Source organism: Vibrio sp. Sgm 5 (assembly GCF_026241575.1).
Classification (GTDB): domain Bacteria; phylum Pseudomonadota; class Gammaproteobacteria; order Enterobacterales; family Vibrionaceae; genus Vibrio; species Vibrio jasicida.
On sequence record NZ_JAPHPY010000039.1, the window covers coordinates 1 to 13,278 of the forward strand.

Annotated in this window: 15 protein-coding genes; 14 read left to right on the forward strand and 1 reads right to left on the reverse strand. The window is 42.9% G+C overall.

Annotated elements, in window-relative coordinates; translation table 11 throughout:
* Window positions 1-134: 134 nt before the first annotated feature.
* A complete protein-coding gene (locus OQJ86_RS18945) occupies window positions 135-1,025 on the reverse strand; it encodes a LysR family transcriptional regulator (RefSeq protein ID WP_038868090.1) in 891 nt (296 codons plus the stop codon).
* A gap of 476 nt (window positions 1,026-1,501) precedes the next feature.
* Here OQJ86_RS18945 and OQJ86_RS18950 point away from each other — a divergent pair, with 476 nt between their 5' ends.
* The 14 genes from OQJ86_RS18950 to OQJ86_RS19015 all read left to right on the forward strand — a co-directional run bounded on the left by OQJ86_RS18950 (window position 1,502) and on the right by OQJ86_RS19015 (window position 13,242).
* Complete coding sequence (locus tag OQJ86_RS18950) at window positions 1,502-1,720, forward strand: Flp family type IVb pilin (protein ID WP_038868088.1); 219 nt, start codon at window positions 1,502-1,504, stop codon at window positions 1,718-1,720.
* Window positions 1,721-1,872: 152 nt separating this feature from the next.
* Complete coding sequence (locus OQJ86_RS18955) at window positions 1,873-2,310, forward strand: prepilin peptidase (protein ID WP_265989204.1); 438 nt, start codon at window positions 1,873-1,875, stop codon at window positions 2,308-2,310.
* A gap of 21 nt (window positions 2,311-2,331) precedes the next feature.
* Window positions 2,332-3,156, forward strand: a complete 825-nt coding sequence (gene cpaB / locus OQJ86_RS18960; protein WP_038868087.1) for a Flp pilus assembly protein CpaB — start codon at window positions 2,332-2,334, stop codon at window positions 3,154-3,156.
* Window positions 3,156-4,526 (forward strand): type II and III secretion system protein family protein, encoded by a 1,371-nt coding sequence (locus OQJ86_RS18965; RefSeq protein WP_265989207.1) that lies wholly within the window; start codon window positions 3,156-3,158, stop codon window positions 4,524-4,526. The genes cpaB and OQJ86_RS18965 overlap by 1 nt, the downstream gene beginning before the upstream one ends.
* Entirely contained in the window at window positions 4,523-4,999 is a 477-nt protein-coding gene (locus tag OQJ86_RS18970; protein WP_039976756.1) for a hypothetical protein, read from the forward strand. The genes OQJ86_RS18965 and OQJ86_RS18970 overlap by 4 nt, the downstream gene beginning before the upstream one ends.
* 1 nt (window position 5,000) lies before the next feature.
* Entirely contained in the window at window positions 5,001-6,242 is a 1,242-nt protein-coding gene (locus OQJ86_RS18975; protein WP_042605640.1) for an AAA family ATPase, read from the forward strand.
* Window positions 6,239-7,510, forward strand: coding sequence for a CpaF family protein (locus OQJ86_RS18980; protein WP_038880823.1), 1,272 nt, complete (start codon window positions 6,239-6,241; stop codon window positions 7,508-7,510). Before OQJ86_RS18975 ends, OQJ86_RS18980 begins: the two co-directional genes overlap by 4 nt.
* Before the next feature lies 1 nt (window position 7,511).
* Window positions 7,512-8,414, forward strand: a complete 903-nt coding sequence (locus OQJ86_RS18985) for a type II secretion system F family protein (RefSeq protein WP_265989211.1) — start codon at window positions 7,512-7,514, stop codon at window positions 8,412-8,414.
* Window positions 8,411-9,262 carry a type II secretion system F family protein gene (locus tag OQJ86_RS18990; protein WP_038880821.1) on the forward strand — a complete coding sequence of 284 codons (852 nt, stop codon included), beginning with the start codon at window positions 8,411-8,413 and terminating at the stop codon, window positions 9,260-9,262. The genes OQJ86_RS18985 and OQJ86_RS18990 overlap by 4 nt, the downstream gene beginning before the upstream one ends.
* Window positions 9,262-9,984, forward strand: coding sequence for a tetratricopeptide repeat protein (locus tag OQJ86_RS18995; RefSeq protein WP_265989213.1), 723 nt, complete (start codon window positions 9,262-9,264; stop codon window positions 9,982-9,984). The genes OQJ86_RS18990 and OQJ86_RS18995 overlap by 1 nt, the downstream gene beginning before the upstream one ends.
* 2 nt (window positions 9,985-9,986) lie before the next feature.
* Entirely contained in the window at window positions 9,987-10,469 is a 483-nt protein-coding gene (locus tag OQJ86_RS19000) for a TadE/TadG family type IV pilus assembly protein (RefSeq protein ID WP_265989215.1), read from the forward strand.
* A complete protein-coding gene (gene tadF, locus OQJ86_RS19005) occupies window positions 10,456-11,016 on the forward strand; it encodes a tight adherence pilus pseudopilin TadF (protein ID WP_038868070.1) in 561 nt (186 codons plus the stop codon). Before OQJ86_RS19000 ends, tadF begins: the two co-directional genes overlap by 14 nt.
* 4 nt (window positions 11,017-11,020) lie before the next feature.
* The gene (locus tag OQJ86_RS19010; protein ID WP_038880816.1) at window positions 11,021-12,568 is read left to right on the forward strand and encodes a TadE/TadG family type IV pilus assembly protein; all 1,548 of its coding nucleotides are present in this window, start codon (window positions 11,021-11,023) and stop codon (window positions 12,566-12,568) included.
* Between the two features lie 8 nt (window positions 12,569-12,576).
* Window positions 12,577-13,242, forward strand: a complete 666-nt coding sequence (locus tag OQJ86_RS19015; protein WP_265989219.1) for an OmpA family protein — start codon at window positions 12,577-12,579, stop codon at window positions 13,240-13,242.
* The last annotated feature ends 36 nt before the right edge of the window (window positions 13,243-13,278 follow it).

Consider the following 13,278-nt stretch of genomic DNA (forward strand, 5'->3'; position numbering starts at 1 on the left):
GTCTATCGGATTTTTACACACTGGTGGGATCGTTCAATTGATCAGTCTATTAATTTCTTAACTGATCGGCATTACCGCAGTTTGCGGCTCTTTTTTTATTCGAAAGTGAGTTTCGTTAAAAGCTCAACGGAGCGTTATTGTGCCAAGTCTGCAACGAATGTTTGTTGGTTTCTGAGGCTACTTTGCAACTCCCCTTTGATCCACTGATTAAACAAACTAAAGTCAGAATGTAGCGGCCAGAAAAGGGAGGCAATGACTCTTTTGCCAAAAAAATCGGGGTGGTCGTTAATCAGCTTTAGCTTATTTTCTTTTATGTTCCCCTCTATAAGAAACTCCGGCAAAAATGCGATGCCTTTTTGGGCTTTACATAGGTCTAGGATGGTCCCTAAATCATCAAGCCTCCACAAATTATAGGCGGCGATGTTTGATAAATTGAGTAACTCTTCGCACCCATCCATTAAAAGAACGCGTTGTGATGGACTACCACCAATGTGCGTTAAGTCTTCGTGAGCTACCCACCAACAATTGACGTGAAACAATTCATCAATGTTAAAGTCGTTTCCCGTTTTGTGGTACGGGTTTCCTAAGGCAAGATCTATTTTTCCTTCGTTAATGTAATTTCCTAATACAAAACTTGGTTTAGTGACAACCAGCAGATCCACATTAGGAAATGCTTCTGAGAAATCCAACAGTGTTTTTTTTACTTCCTGATTGAATACCAATGGATCTATTCCAACGCGGTAAACAATTTGTTCCGAGATATTCATTTGTTGAGCTGTTGTCATCAATTCGCGGTACTTTGAAACAACAGGGGCTGATAAATGAAATAGACGTTTCCCTTTTTCATTCAACCAGACTTTAGAATACTGCCTATTAAATAAATTGAAGCCTAAGTCTGATTCAAGATTTTGAACAGCAGTACTAACGGTAGATTGGGATTTACCAAGCTTACGAGCAGCAGAACTAAATGAACCCTCTTCAACTACAGCTACAAACGAAACAATATTTTCGAAATGCAGTTTCATGATTCGACCAACCTTTTAAAAGCAAGCAAATTTTAGTTTTTTGAATTGTAATTTGTATATTTGCAACACAATAGCGTGATGATGCTCGTATTTCAACACGTTTTATAAAGCATAGTTATTTAAGAGTGCAGCTTTCATTCTTGCCATATTACTATCTTGCATAAGGATTCATTACAAAAATCTATCATTTTGATAAAATCAATTAGCATGTAGATAGTTTGTTACTCTATAAATGATCTACCTCTCATCATTTGCATTGTTTTAATTTAAGTGATTTTTGTTATTCTTCTCCGCTTTACTAAGGTAACCACTTGTAAAGTATGGTTTTGTGTGTTTTTTGTTCGATTTGCTTTGCTTTTTATTTGGTTGTTTTTTCGATTGCCTATCGATTTTATCAATAAGAGCTATTTTCTGTTGAATGGAAGTATTAATTACTATGGGGCTGCATTTGTAAATTCACTTCATAGGAATAAAACATGATTACTAAATTGTACGTGAAAACAGGCCTGTTTTTGTCGCAATTCAAAAACGATGAGCGTGGTGTAACGGCGATTGAATATGGTCTAATTGGTGTTGCAATGGCAGTGCTAGTTAGCGTAGCGGTAGGTGATAACGGCTTCATTAAAGAGCTGGGTAATGCGTTTGATACAATTGCTGATACGATCAAAACTGCTGGTACTAAACCAACGCCATAATTAAACATATTACCCTTTGGTTTTATGTAGATAATATCGATAGATATTTGTGCCAGATCTATGGTTTTCATTGGTCTGGCATCGTTAATTCAGATTATCTAATAAATGTTTTTTGAAAATAAACCAGAAAAGTTAACCTGAGAGTCTTATTTTTGAGTCGTGAATGGTATTTGTTAGTATTGGCAATTGCGTGTGTTTATGTTTCATCTGTCGATTTTATTTGTCGAAAAATACATAATTACACCTTGCTCATACTCCTCTTGTTGCAAAGTTTTTTTTCACCGTTAGATATTCAAATAACAACCTTTTTGCTGGTGTTAGGGGTAGGGTTAATACTTTACGCTCTGATTTCGATTGGAGCTGGTGATATTAAGTATGCCGCTGTCTTATCTCTTTCAATCCCTTTACATGATTTGCCGTGGGCCTATATTTTGACGGCTTTTGCTGGTGGTTTTTTAGCTGTTATTTATTTGATAGGTCAAAAGCTAATAAGCAACACGTCGAATAATAAAGAGGGAATCCCATATGGAATAGCAATTAGCGTTGGATTTTACTTAGTAATTTTAACTCAAAATACGCCACATATATAAACCTCCAAAAATAGGCACGTTATGAGATCTCGACTGGTATTACTTGTTGCTATTGTTGCTTTGATAGTTGGCGCGCTAGGCGTTGTCGATTTGTTCAAAAGCGAACCTCAGTCAGCAACTACCGCTGAATTGGCAGATAACAAAGAAGAAGAGCATGTTGCTGTCTGGACGACCACAGAAGCGTATGAAAAAGGGCATGCGATCAGTGCTCAAGGCGTCATAAAACGACAGCTCCCACTTAGCGAAGCATTGACGCTTGGTGTGAGAGAAGACGCTGAAATCAGTTTTTCCCCTTCCGTTTTATTGAATCGAGATTTGAATCCTGGCGAAGTTGTGTTGCCAGAATACCAAGTCGCGTCTGGTCAGCCTGGGTATATCGATCTTCTCGTCACGGAGGGAATGACGTTGTATCCACTCGAAGTGAGCAACAAGAATCTAATCAATGATTATATCCGACCAGGTTCATACATTGATGTCCTTACGGTGAGCTCTCCAAATGATAACTTAGCGGGAAATATTGATAAGCCAAAGCGCTTCAGAGGCGTGAAAGCATCAATGTTCCTCAAGCATATTAAAGTGCTCAACATTGGTGATGGAGAAGGGGAAAACAGTTCTGTTACTGCACGAGCCCCGAGTAAAGAAGACGGTTTAACGACTGTGGTCATTGAAGTTAGACCTGATGACCTAGCCAAACTTGCGTTAGCCCAAAGAACTATGCACATCGAAATATACCGAAGCCAAACCTACAAGCAGCCTGAGTACGCAGAAGTGCGCAATATTATTGATAATTACACTGGTATTGACGAGTTGCGCGGTAACGTCAACAACCCAAGAGAGGCTCTGTAATGACAATACAACCTCAAATGAAGCAATCAGTTTACCGTTCTATCGTGCTCTTTTTTATGGGCTTACTGTGCGTAACAAATGTTTATGCGGCGAATCGCTCCATTACGCTCAATGATGGACAACATATTCAGCTTAAGACACCAATTGGAAAGGTCTTCATCAGTAATCCTGATATTGCGGATTATAAAATCATCAATGACAACACATTGGTGGTATTCGCTAATGGAATAGGGCAGTCACGATTGATTGTGTACGGGATTGATGATGATGTGCTGCTCTCTGATCGCATTATTGTTGATTTGGACTTAAGCGAAGTCAGACGCCAGCTTAAATTCCATTTTCCAGATGCTAAGGTCAAGGTTCAGTCTGTTGGTGAGCAAGTTGCCGTCAGTGGTGTTGTTGATTCCGAAGCAACGCGTGATGACATCTATCGATTGGTTGCAACACTACTTGGCCGAGAAAAGACAGAGCGATGGGACAAAGCCGAGAAGTTGGAGTTCAGCTCTGAAAGTGCCGACTATGAAGAGCCGGAGGGAATGGTTTTCGCGCGAAATATGACATGGGAAGGGATCGTCGAACGCATTGAAGTCGCTACGACTCAACAAGTGAACGTCAAAATTTCCGTTGCTCAAGTCACCGAATCATTTGGAAAAACAGTAGGCGTTGACTGGAACTCTGTGGGTTCTAGTGTCGGTGAGTTTGTTTTTGATCAGTTTGACGCCGCAAATTTAAGCACGTTGATTACAGCATTAGGCAATGACCAAATTGCTGAAGTTTTAGCTGAACCTAATTTAACCGTACTCTCCGGCGAATCGGCAAGTTTCCTCGTTGGTGGAGAGGTGCCGGTCATCGTATCGACGGACAGCAATGTCAACATCACTTTTAAAGAGTTCGGCATTAAGTTGGACCTTACTGCGAAGGTACTTAGCCAAGATAAGATCCGAATGCAATTAGCCCCAGAAGTCAGCGAAGTAGAAAGCTATGTAGAGGCGGCTGGTATAAAAGTACCACAGCTGGCTTCGCGTCGAGCGTTAACGACGGTCGAGTTAGCAGACGGAGATAGCTTCATTCTAGGTGGGCTAATGAGCAGCACCGATTTAGAAAAAATGCAGAAGATTCCTTTTGTCGGCGATATCCCTGTACTTGGCGCGGCATTCCGTAAGGCAACGACAGACAGAAAACGCACTGAGTTGATCATCGTGGCGACGGTAAATCTGGTTGAGCCAATGAAACCAAAAGACATTCAACTGCCACATATCAAAAAAACATCAACATTGGCGCGTTGGTTGAATATTGATTCCGAGGGTAATTCCCCAGTGATATCGGATGCAACGATTCGCTTACTGTCTGAAGGAGGTTTCATTCAATGAAGAAACTCGTACTCATTACTTTATTGACTTCATCCCTCTTTGGTTGCGCTTCAGAGCGTTATTTTGGTGGTAACGGTGCTGAAGCTTTGGTGTACAAAGAACACCACAATTTCGAATTTGCGATCAAAAAACAAGCGGAAACCACCAAGCAGATTAAGCAACTGATTCACGATATTGAGTCGATGGATAAAGAGGCGACTTACGTGGTGGATTACAGATCAACGCGTAGCAAGACGATGTTAGAGCAGATATTTAGCCAATATCCGTCACACATTGTCGCGCCGCAAAGAGTGACGTTCCGCAATGCACCTCATTTACCGAATGATCTCAGCATTCAAGTAACGTTAACGCGCATGAAGACTCAGCAATGTGCGCCTGCACAAATTCACGTCCAACTAGGTCAACCTGACTGCTTTGTAGAGTCGATGCGTCTAAAACAAGTGTCCTACAAGTCTAGATTGGTGGGAGAATAACATGTTTGATCTGACCAAAGCGTTAAGCACCAAGGCTAAGCCTACTCAGTCCACCGCGACTGGCGTTGCTGGTTGTACTTTGTTTTATCAATCACAAGAGTGTTTGAACCTAGTTCAGGAAGTGTTTCGATTTGAAGGTTGGAATGACCCTGAATGTGTCAAAGCCAATGCTGGATTAACTAAGTTAACGGAACAGCAGAGTAGTCACATTGTTATCCTTGAGCTTAATGAATCCAATAACGTTGTTGAAGACGCCAAATCTTTTGCCAGCAAATTGCCTACGCATAAAGGCGTGGTCGTAATTGGCAAAGAGGATGCTATTTCGACGCTGCGTTCGCTGAAAGATATGGGCTTCTATTATGTTTTTTGGCCAGTGAACAAACAGGAATTTGCTGACTTCTTAAATCATGTTAGCAAGAACCTAAAGACGTTTTCGGGTGTCAGCCAAAAACGCAAAGCAAAACGTGTTGCAGTTGTGGGAGCAAAAGGTGGTGTTGGTGCCTCATTTATCACAACAGAGTTGAGTTCACTACTGTCTACTCAGGGCACGGATACCATCCTTGTTGATCACCAATACACTGATACCAATATTGATGTCTTATTGGGCTTAAAAGACTTTAAACCCCGCGGTATCGATGAGTTTACCGCGCCATTGCATGAAATGGATGAAGAAGGTGCATTGAGCTATCTGTTTAATGCACGAAAAAACCTACGTTTGTTAGCGATTGATGGGGATATGAGTCAGACCGATATCCTTAACTATAACCAAACGCTTTGTGACCTTTTGGCAAGAAATACCAATTTCATTATCGAAGATTTCTCTGGTGGCGTGGATTTCAAAGTTGAACCTCAACTCTTGGTAGAAAACTTCGACGTGGTTGTTTTGGTATTAGACGCATCGGTGTCTTCGGTAAGAAGCGCAAAGCGGTTATTTGAAAAAATGTCGAATTTGCAGCTCACACTCGCATCTCGCACTCGTGTTATTACGGTCGTGAACTACCATCGACCAGAAAATGCTTATGTATTGCAGAAGCCTGACCTAACCAAATACTTAGGGGCGGATGTTGACCTAGAAGTGGCTTACTGCAAATCGCTTTCACACATCATCATTGATGGTAAGCGAGGCCATAAACATGATCGCCACGTCAGTCGCTCTATGGAGTTACTGGTGAAGCTGATCAATGGCCAACCTGTTGATCAAAAAGGCATGGGATCGTGGTTAAAGAAGGTGCGTGCTAAATGAGTTCTAACAAAGACTTATATCTCGCTTTTCGTGGCCAAATATTTGAAGCGTTAGATGCTGAAGCGGTTCAGAAAATGAGCCGTCGAGATCTTGAGGCCCAGATACAAGCTGCGGTAGACCTCCTTGCGAACAGCTACCAACGACCGATCACTTCCATGATGAAGTCTGGGTTGGTGAAAAGCTTAATTGATGAGCTTTTTGGCTTAGGGCCTTTGCAACCTTTGGTCGAAGACCAGTCTATCTCCGATATTATGGTGAATGGACCAAACCATATTTTCTTTGAGCGACACGGGAAAGTTCAAAAGTCAGAAGTCACATTTGTAAATGAAGAACAACTCCTAGCCATTGCGAAGCGTATTGCTTCACGTGTTGGTCGCCGTGTTGATGAGTTGTCTCCAACGGTTGATGCCCGACTCGATGACGGTAGCCGTGTCAACATTGTTATCCCACCTATTGCGTTAGATGGGACGTCAATCTCGATACGTAAATTCAGGGAGCAGAACATTGGTTTCGAAGACTTGATTGGCTTTGGAACCATGTCACCAGATATGGCAAGAGTGCTCATGATTGCGTCTCGCTGTCGAATGAATGTGCTAATTTCAGGTGGTACAGGCTCAGGCAAGACCACTCTGCTCAATGCATTGTCTCAATACATTGCAGAAGATGAACGCATCGTCACGATTGAAGACGCTGCGGAACTGCGTTTGCAACAACCGAACTTGGTCCGATTAGAAACTCGAACGTCCAGCGTGGAACAAACCGGTGCGGTAACGCAACGCGATTTGGTGATCAACGCACTTCGTATGCGCCCAGACCGAATCATATTGGGTGAGTGTCGTGGGTCTGAAGCCTTTGAAATGTTGCAAGCAATGAATACTGGCCATGATGGTTCGATGTCTACGTTGCACGCTAACACACCGAGAGATGCGATTGCTCGTGTTGAATCCATGGTGATGATGGCGAATTTGAACCAACCTCTTGACGCGATTCGAAGAACAATTGTCAGTGCCGTTCAAATGGTCGTTCAAGTTAATAGGTTGCGTGATGGCTCCCGTAAAATTACCAGTATCTCTGAAATTGTTGGCCTAGAAGGCGATAGCGTCGTGATGGAAGAGATCTATCGTTTCCGTTACGACGATGCGCATTTCGGGGAAACGGTGAAAGGCGACTTTGTGACCAGTGGCATCATGCAACGATCTGAGCTTGTGAAAAAATCCCAATTCTTCGGCTTATATGACGAGCTGATGGCTGCATTTAAGGGGATATAGCATGCTCTGGATCTCGCTCATCCTCTTTGCGGTTGTACTGCTTTTGATCAGGGATTCGAAGGTCAAAAAGGTTAACCAGTTTTTCAATATTGAAGAAGCTGAAGCGGAAAACTTCAATGCTATCAACGTTAAATCATTGGTACGAAAGCAAAGCTGGCAAAAGTTCAAAGAGTCCATTTCACCAACATTAACTGTATTGGGGCCGAGATCTTCGCTGTACATAGCGCTGTATATCACGGGGAGTCTGATTGCATCTTGGTACGTCGTCGTTAAATTATTGTTGATGACGAATACAGTGTTGATTCTCGGTTTATCTTTGTTGCTTACCATTTTTGGTTATCGCTACCTGATCACAAGAAGACGTCGAGATTTTGAAAACACATTCCCGGATGCGCTGAATATTCTGATGAGCGCGGTAACGGCTGGCGACAGTCTAATGCAAGCCATTAGTTACGTCGGCGAGGTGATGGACAACTCAATTGGTCGTGAATTCAAGTTAATGGGTGACCGGTTGAAGTTAGGTGAATCTCCTGAAGTGGTACTTCAACGTTCTTGCAAGAACTACCCGTATCCGGAGTTTCTCTTTTTTACCGTAACGCTTAGAGCAAACATTGCGCGTGGTGGTCAGCTTAAAGGGGTGTTAGCAAGACTAATTCGAGTCTTGGTGGATGCTAGGACGTTAGAGAAAAAGAAAATGGCGATGACCTCTGAAGCGAGGATTTCGGCCAAGATTGTGGCAGCAATCCCATTGATTTTTATGGTTATTCTTAACTATGTAAATCCTGGCAATGTGGATTATGTCTTGTATGACCCTTCTGGCCGAATCGTGCTCTTTTATGTGCTTGGCAGTGAGTTGTTCGGGTTATTCATTGTTTGGCTGTTAGTCAAAGGAGTACGCGCATGATGTTATTGGTTTCTCTTGTTGTGCTGTTTGTTTCGTTACTCTTTTTAATCGTTGATTCACTACGTACTGAGCAGCGACGCAAGAAAGTGGCATTTTACATCGGGGGAGATGCAGTGCGTGCGCCCTCTCGCGTTAACCGTTTTTTTGTCCGTTTCGGTAAAGAGTATCGACATGAATTAGAACAAAAAATGATTGAAGCTGGGTATTACAACACAGAGTGGGCCAAGTTCTATTTTCCGGCCAAGTTGTTGGTACTTGCTTTGGTTGCTGGTGGGGTTTTACTGTCGGATATGACAACGACCAGTCAGCTTATCGTGGTCATTTTTGCTCTTATTGGCGTGATAGTTGTACCTGATACCTTGCTGCAGCTTCGACGTAAAGTTTTGATTAGTAAGACGTCATCTCAGTTACCGTATTTATTAGACATGATGTCGGTGTGTGTTCAAACCGGTATGACGATTGAAGCGGCTTTGGTGTACTTAGGGAAGGAGTTGGCAGAGTTTGATTCAGACCTTTGCTATCAAATTAAACGCACTTCCGATTCAGCCAAAATACACGGTGTAGAAAAGGCGCTTAATGATCTCAGTGACCGGATACCAACACCAGCAGTTCGAAGCTTTGTCCTGACTATTATTCAAAATTTGCAATACGGAACCTCCGTGGCTCAAGTATTAAGTGATCTCGCAGAGGACATGCGAAAAGTTCAAATTCTTACGGTCGAGGAAAAGGTTGGCAAACTCTCGGCGAAGATGAGTGTGCCTTTGATCTTATTCATTATGTTTCCGATCGTCATTCTGATACTCGCTCCTAGTGTCATGCAAATGTCGATCAATATTGGGGGTAACTAATGGTTGCAAAACGTATTTCTGTCGTTTTGTTCGCGTTAAGCGTATTAGCTGGCTGTCAATCGACACCTTCACAGCAGAGCCAGCAACTAGATGATGTCACTAGCATGGAAAAAGTGAAGAATTACGACGGCTTAATCACGCATTATAAATCCAAACTGGAGCAAGGTTCACAAGATCCTGCGGTAAAAGAAAACCTCGCGTGGGCTTACTTCCATAAAGGGGATCTTGAGTCAGCTAACTTCTACGTTCAACACCTCAGAAAAGAGGGTATTGAGAATCCTAGTCTGTATCAACTAGAAGGGCAGGTGTTTGATGCAAAAAACGACACTGAAAATGCCATTGCCGCTTATCTATCTTCAGTCAGTGCTGGTAATCAGGCAGGGCAAATTCATGTCTTGCTCGGCGTCTCTTACACCAAAGCGGGTAAGTATGAAGATGCTTATCAAGAGCTGAATAACGCTCGCTTACGTGGATACGACGATGTCGTGATCAAGAACAATATTGCGATGATACATATGGCAAGCGGTGAGTACCAACAAGCAATTGAGACGCTAACTCCCGTGTTAAAAGACAATCCAGCAAATAAAGTGGTCAAAGCAAACCTTGCTATCGCACTTATGAAAGCACAACAAATGGACGCAGCGAAGAAATTGCTCAAAGGTGACTTTTCAGCTCAAGAGATCCACAGTATCGCGACTGAATTGACTCAGACTAGGAGTTAGTGATGAGAAGTCTTTGCAAGCAGAAGGGGGTGACGGCGATAGAGTTTGCTTTGGGTGCGCTCGTTTTGTTCTTTGCCACTTTTGCTATTTTCGAATCCAGCTATCAAATCTACGTCGTAAACATGACGGAGTACTCTCTCAGAGAAACCATAAGAAACACAAAGATCTATGAGGGAAAAGGCATTAATCAACAGTATGAAGATAAGTTTCGAACGTTGATAGAAGCCGATAGTAACCTGTGGCATTTCTTAATTGATAGTGCCCGATTCTCTATTCAAGGTCGGTACTACAAAACCTATGACGATTTTATTGCCAATCGAGGGCATTCTGATCAAGGTCTGAACTTCAATTATGACTTAGCCGAAATCACGGTTACGTATCACTACTCTCCAATGATAAAGCTAACTGGTGCTGCTGATAAAGACATTGCTCGAACCATGGTTTTGAACTTAGAGCATGAAGGGTGGAAAGATGACACTCCGTAACCGATTTTTACCTTCTACCAAGCACCAAAAAGGCGCATTTACGATTGAGCTTGTGTTTGTTCTTGTCGCATTGTGGGGTGTTTACCTTTTTGCGGCGGATCTCAGTTATCAGCTACTTGTGCGCGCAAAGCTCGATCGTTCCAGCTTTGCCTTGGTCAATGTGATCAAAGAACGTACTCGTTACTTTGATGCTGATGTGTTGGCAGGGAAAAACTTATCCGTCACCAATACAGATTTAGAAGACCTGACTCAAGTGGCGAGCCGGATGTTAGATACAACGCCAGATAATGTGGCGATTAAAATCGAGTCGTTGACGAATAAGGCGAATGTGGCTGCTTTTACCAGTAGCAAATTCAATAAATTAGGTTGCGAAACGGACTCAATTCTTGCTCATGCAGATTTGGCTCCGGTTGAAAAAGGCATCGTATACCCACTGTATCGAGTCAGTGTATGCGAAGAGCAAAGCTCTTGGTTCAAACCTTTTTTCAATGGAGGCACCGGGACAACGGTCAAGATTGGCTCTTCTTCAATCATGCCAGGGAGATAATGAAATGAAAATGCAGCGATACCAGCATCAAAGTCTCCAACAACAAAAAGGCGTTGCCGCGATATGGATGGGTTTATTGCTTGTTCCTATCATGGGGTTCACTTTTTGGGCTGTTGAGGGAACACGTTATGTTCAAGAGTCCAGCCGATTACGAGACTCAGCAGAGGCTGCTGCGATGGCGGTGACCATTGAAGACCAGCCCGATGCAGCTCGTGAACTGGCAACGAAATATGTCGAAAACTATGTGCGAGATATTAAATCAGCCAGCCTTTCTGCCCAGCGATTTCATCAGGCGGAAGATGAAGGGGCAGGGGTGCTTGAATACATTCAATATACGGTGAACGCAAGGACGACACACGACTCATGGTTTGCGAGTAGTTTTGTTCCTTCTTTTAATGAGCAACAGGATTTAGCGGGCCGTTCGTTAGCCAGAAAATACCCCGTTTACCTTGGAGATAACAACATCGATATTGTCTTCGTATCTGATTTTTCAGGCTCGATGGACGAAAGGTGGGGATCAAGTCGACATAAAAAAATTGATGATTTGAAAACCGCAATCGATCAAATATCAAACAAGATTCTTTGTACATCTACTCGTAAAGAGTATGTCGATGGGGAGTGGAAAGATGTTTGTGACGAGCCGGGAGAAGATACAACCGGAGACAAGCTGCTTAATCGAGTAGGTTTTGTTCCATTTAACGTTCGAACCAGAGAAATTGTCGGGGGCAATCAAGCTCGGGCGACTAGCCAATTAAGTTACAGAGATGGTTATAACGCTTATCTATCGCCGTATACCTATAACGATGTTAATTGGGATTATTGGCGTACGTATTCGCAAAGTCAGGTACTCAACTGTGCGAGCAGGCAATCAAGATGTTCAAACCCCAAATCGGATAATCAAAAGTATGCGAAGCGTATTCGTGATGTCATCAATTTGGACCGTTATGCCGTTGCGGATGTTTACAACTATGTGGATTTTCCGGCGTCAGTTTCAACCATGTTTACTGATAAATCGGGATTAAAGCCCAATTTCTATAGTGTGAGTGGAACACGTCTATTTAACGCACATGGTTCCTCCAATTCATCGCAGTTTTACAACATTCGATTATCGAACAAGCTTTCCGATTTGAACGCAATTAAGTCGATGTGGGCAGATGGCGGTACTGCTGCGTTTCAAGGCATATTAAGAGGATCTCAGGTTCTTCATGATGGAGACCCAAACAGTACAGATGATGAAGAGCAGCAAGCGTACAACAAGAAAATCAAGATGCTGCTGATTTTGAGTGATGGGCAGGAAAGTCCTAACAACGGCATTCTGAAAGGGCTAGTAGACAACGGTATGTGCGACAAAGCCAGAGCAGAGATTCCGGGCTTATACATCGGTGTTATTGGTATCGATTTTCGTGCTTCTCAACAAAGTGGTTTTCAAGACTGTGTTGTCAATCCAAGTGAAGACATCATCGATGTATCTGACTTAGATGAATTGATTGAAAAGATAGAAGAACTCATCCGCAAAGGCTCAAAAACAAGCGGAATAACTAAGTTGTACTAGAGGAAAATATGAAAAAGTTAGTGATTGGCGCAATCGCGTTATCAATGATGCCGTTAAGCTTTGCAGTAAAGGCTGGAGAAGGGCTTAGTGTCTATTGCGACAATACCTTCAGCGAGTACCAACATAGTGTCACTGTGGATGATGTTATCGGAATTGGTCAACATCGACAGGGCTTTTTGCAGATAGAGCAGAAATCTGACAGTCACGAGCTAAAACAAGTGTTGGCGGGTAAATCAAAGTTGGGGTTGGAACAATCTAGATGTTCGACTTGGATTGGCAATCAAAACAACTATCTACAAGGCAAGGGCTTAGTTGCGCGTCTGCATTTTGGCTTTGACCAATCTAACTTAACTCCGATGGGCAGTAAGGCTCTGAATCAACTCGCAGGTTCGCTTAAAAATAGCGATAGTGCTATTGCGGTAGATGGTCACACCGACAGCAAGGGTTCTGAAGGCTACAACCAATCGTTGGGCTTGCAGCGTGCGTTGACAACGTCTAACGGTTTGATTGCGCAAGGCGTGGATAAAAGCCGTATCGTCGTTCGTTCATTTGGTGAAACTCAGCCGATTGCGTCGAATTCAACCGCTGAGGGACGATCACAAAACAGACGCTCAGAAATATGGGCTTCTAAGAATGATCAGGCAAAACCAGACGAAGTAAAGCCAACGGAATAGGTTTTAATCGCAGAGTGTTCACCTTGCCTAAAACGC

Coding starts and splice junctions, on each gene's coding strand:
- OQJ86_RS18945 (WP_038868090.1), bottom strand. CDS start 1,025: ATGAAACTGCATTTCGAAAATATTGTTTCGTTTGTAGCTGTAGTTGAA.
- OQJ86_RS18950 (WP_038868088.1), top strand. CDS start 1,502: ATGATTACTAAATTGTACGTGAAAACAGGCCTGTTTTTGTCGCAATTC.
- cpaB (WP_038868087.1), top strand. CDS start 2,332: ATGAGATCTCGACTGGTATTACTTGTTGCTATTGTTGCTTTGATAGTT.
- OQJ86_RS18965 (WP_265989207.1), top strand. CDS start 3,156: ATGACAATACAACCTCAAATGAAGCAATCAGTTTACCGTTCTATCGTG.
- OQJ86_RS18970 (WP_039976756.1), top strand. CDS start 4,523: ATGAAGAAACTCGTACTCATTACTTTATTGACTTCATCCCTCTTTGGT.
- OQJ86_RS18975 (WP_042605640.1), top strand. CDS start 5,001: ATGTTTGATCTGACCAAAGCGTTAAGCACCAAGGCTAAGCCTACTCAG.
- OQJ86_RS18980 (WP_038880823.1), top strand. CDS start 6,239: ATGAGTTCTAACAAAGACTTATATCTCGCTTTTCGTGGCCAAATATTT.
- OQJ86_RS18985 (WP_265989211.1), top strand. CDS start 7,512: ATGCTCTGGATCTCGCTCATCCTCTTTGCGGTTGTACTGCTTTTGATC.
- OQJ86_RS18990 (WP_038880821.1), top strand. CDS start 8,411: ATGATGTTATTGGTTTCTCTTGTTGTGCTGTTTGTTTCGTTACTCTTT.
- OQJ86_RS18995 (WP_265989213.1), top strand. CDS start 9,262: ATGGTTGCAAAACGTATTTCTGTCGTTTTGTTCGCGTTAAGCGTATTA.
- OQJ86_RS19000 (WP_265989215.1), top strand. CDS start 9,987: ATGAGAAGTCTTTGCAAGCAGAAGGGGGTGACGGCGATAGAGTTTGCT.
- tadF (WP_038868070.1), top strand. CDS start 10,456: ATGACACTCCGTAACCGATTTTTACCTTCTACCAAGCACCAAAAAGGC.
- OQJ86_RS19010 (WP_038880816.1), top strand. CDS start 11,021: ATGAAAATGCAGCGATACCAGCATCAAAGTCTCCAACAACAAAAAGGC.
- OQJ86_RS19015 (WP_265989219.1), top strand. CDS start 12,577: ATGAAAAAGTTAGTGATTGGCGCAATCGCGTTATCAATGATGCCGTTA.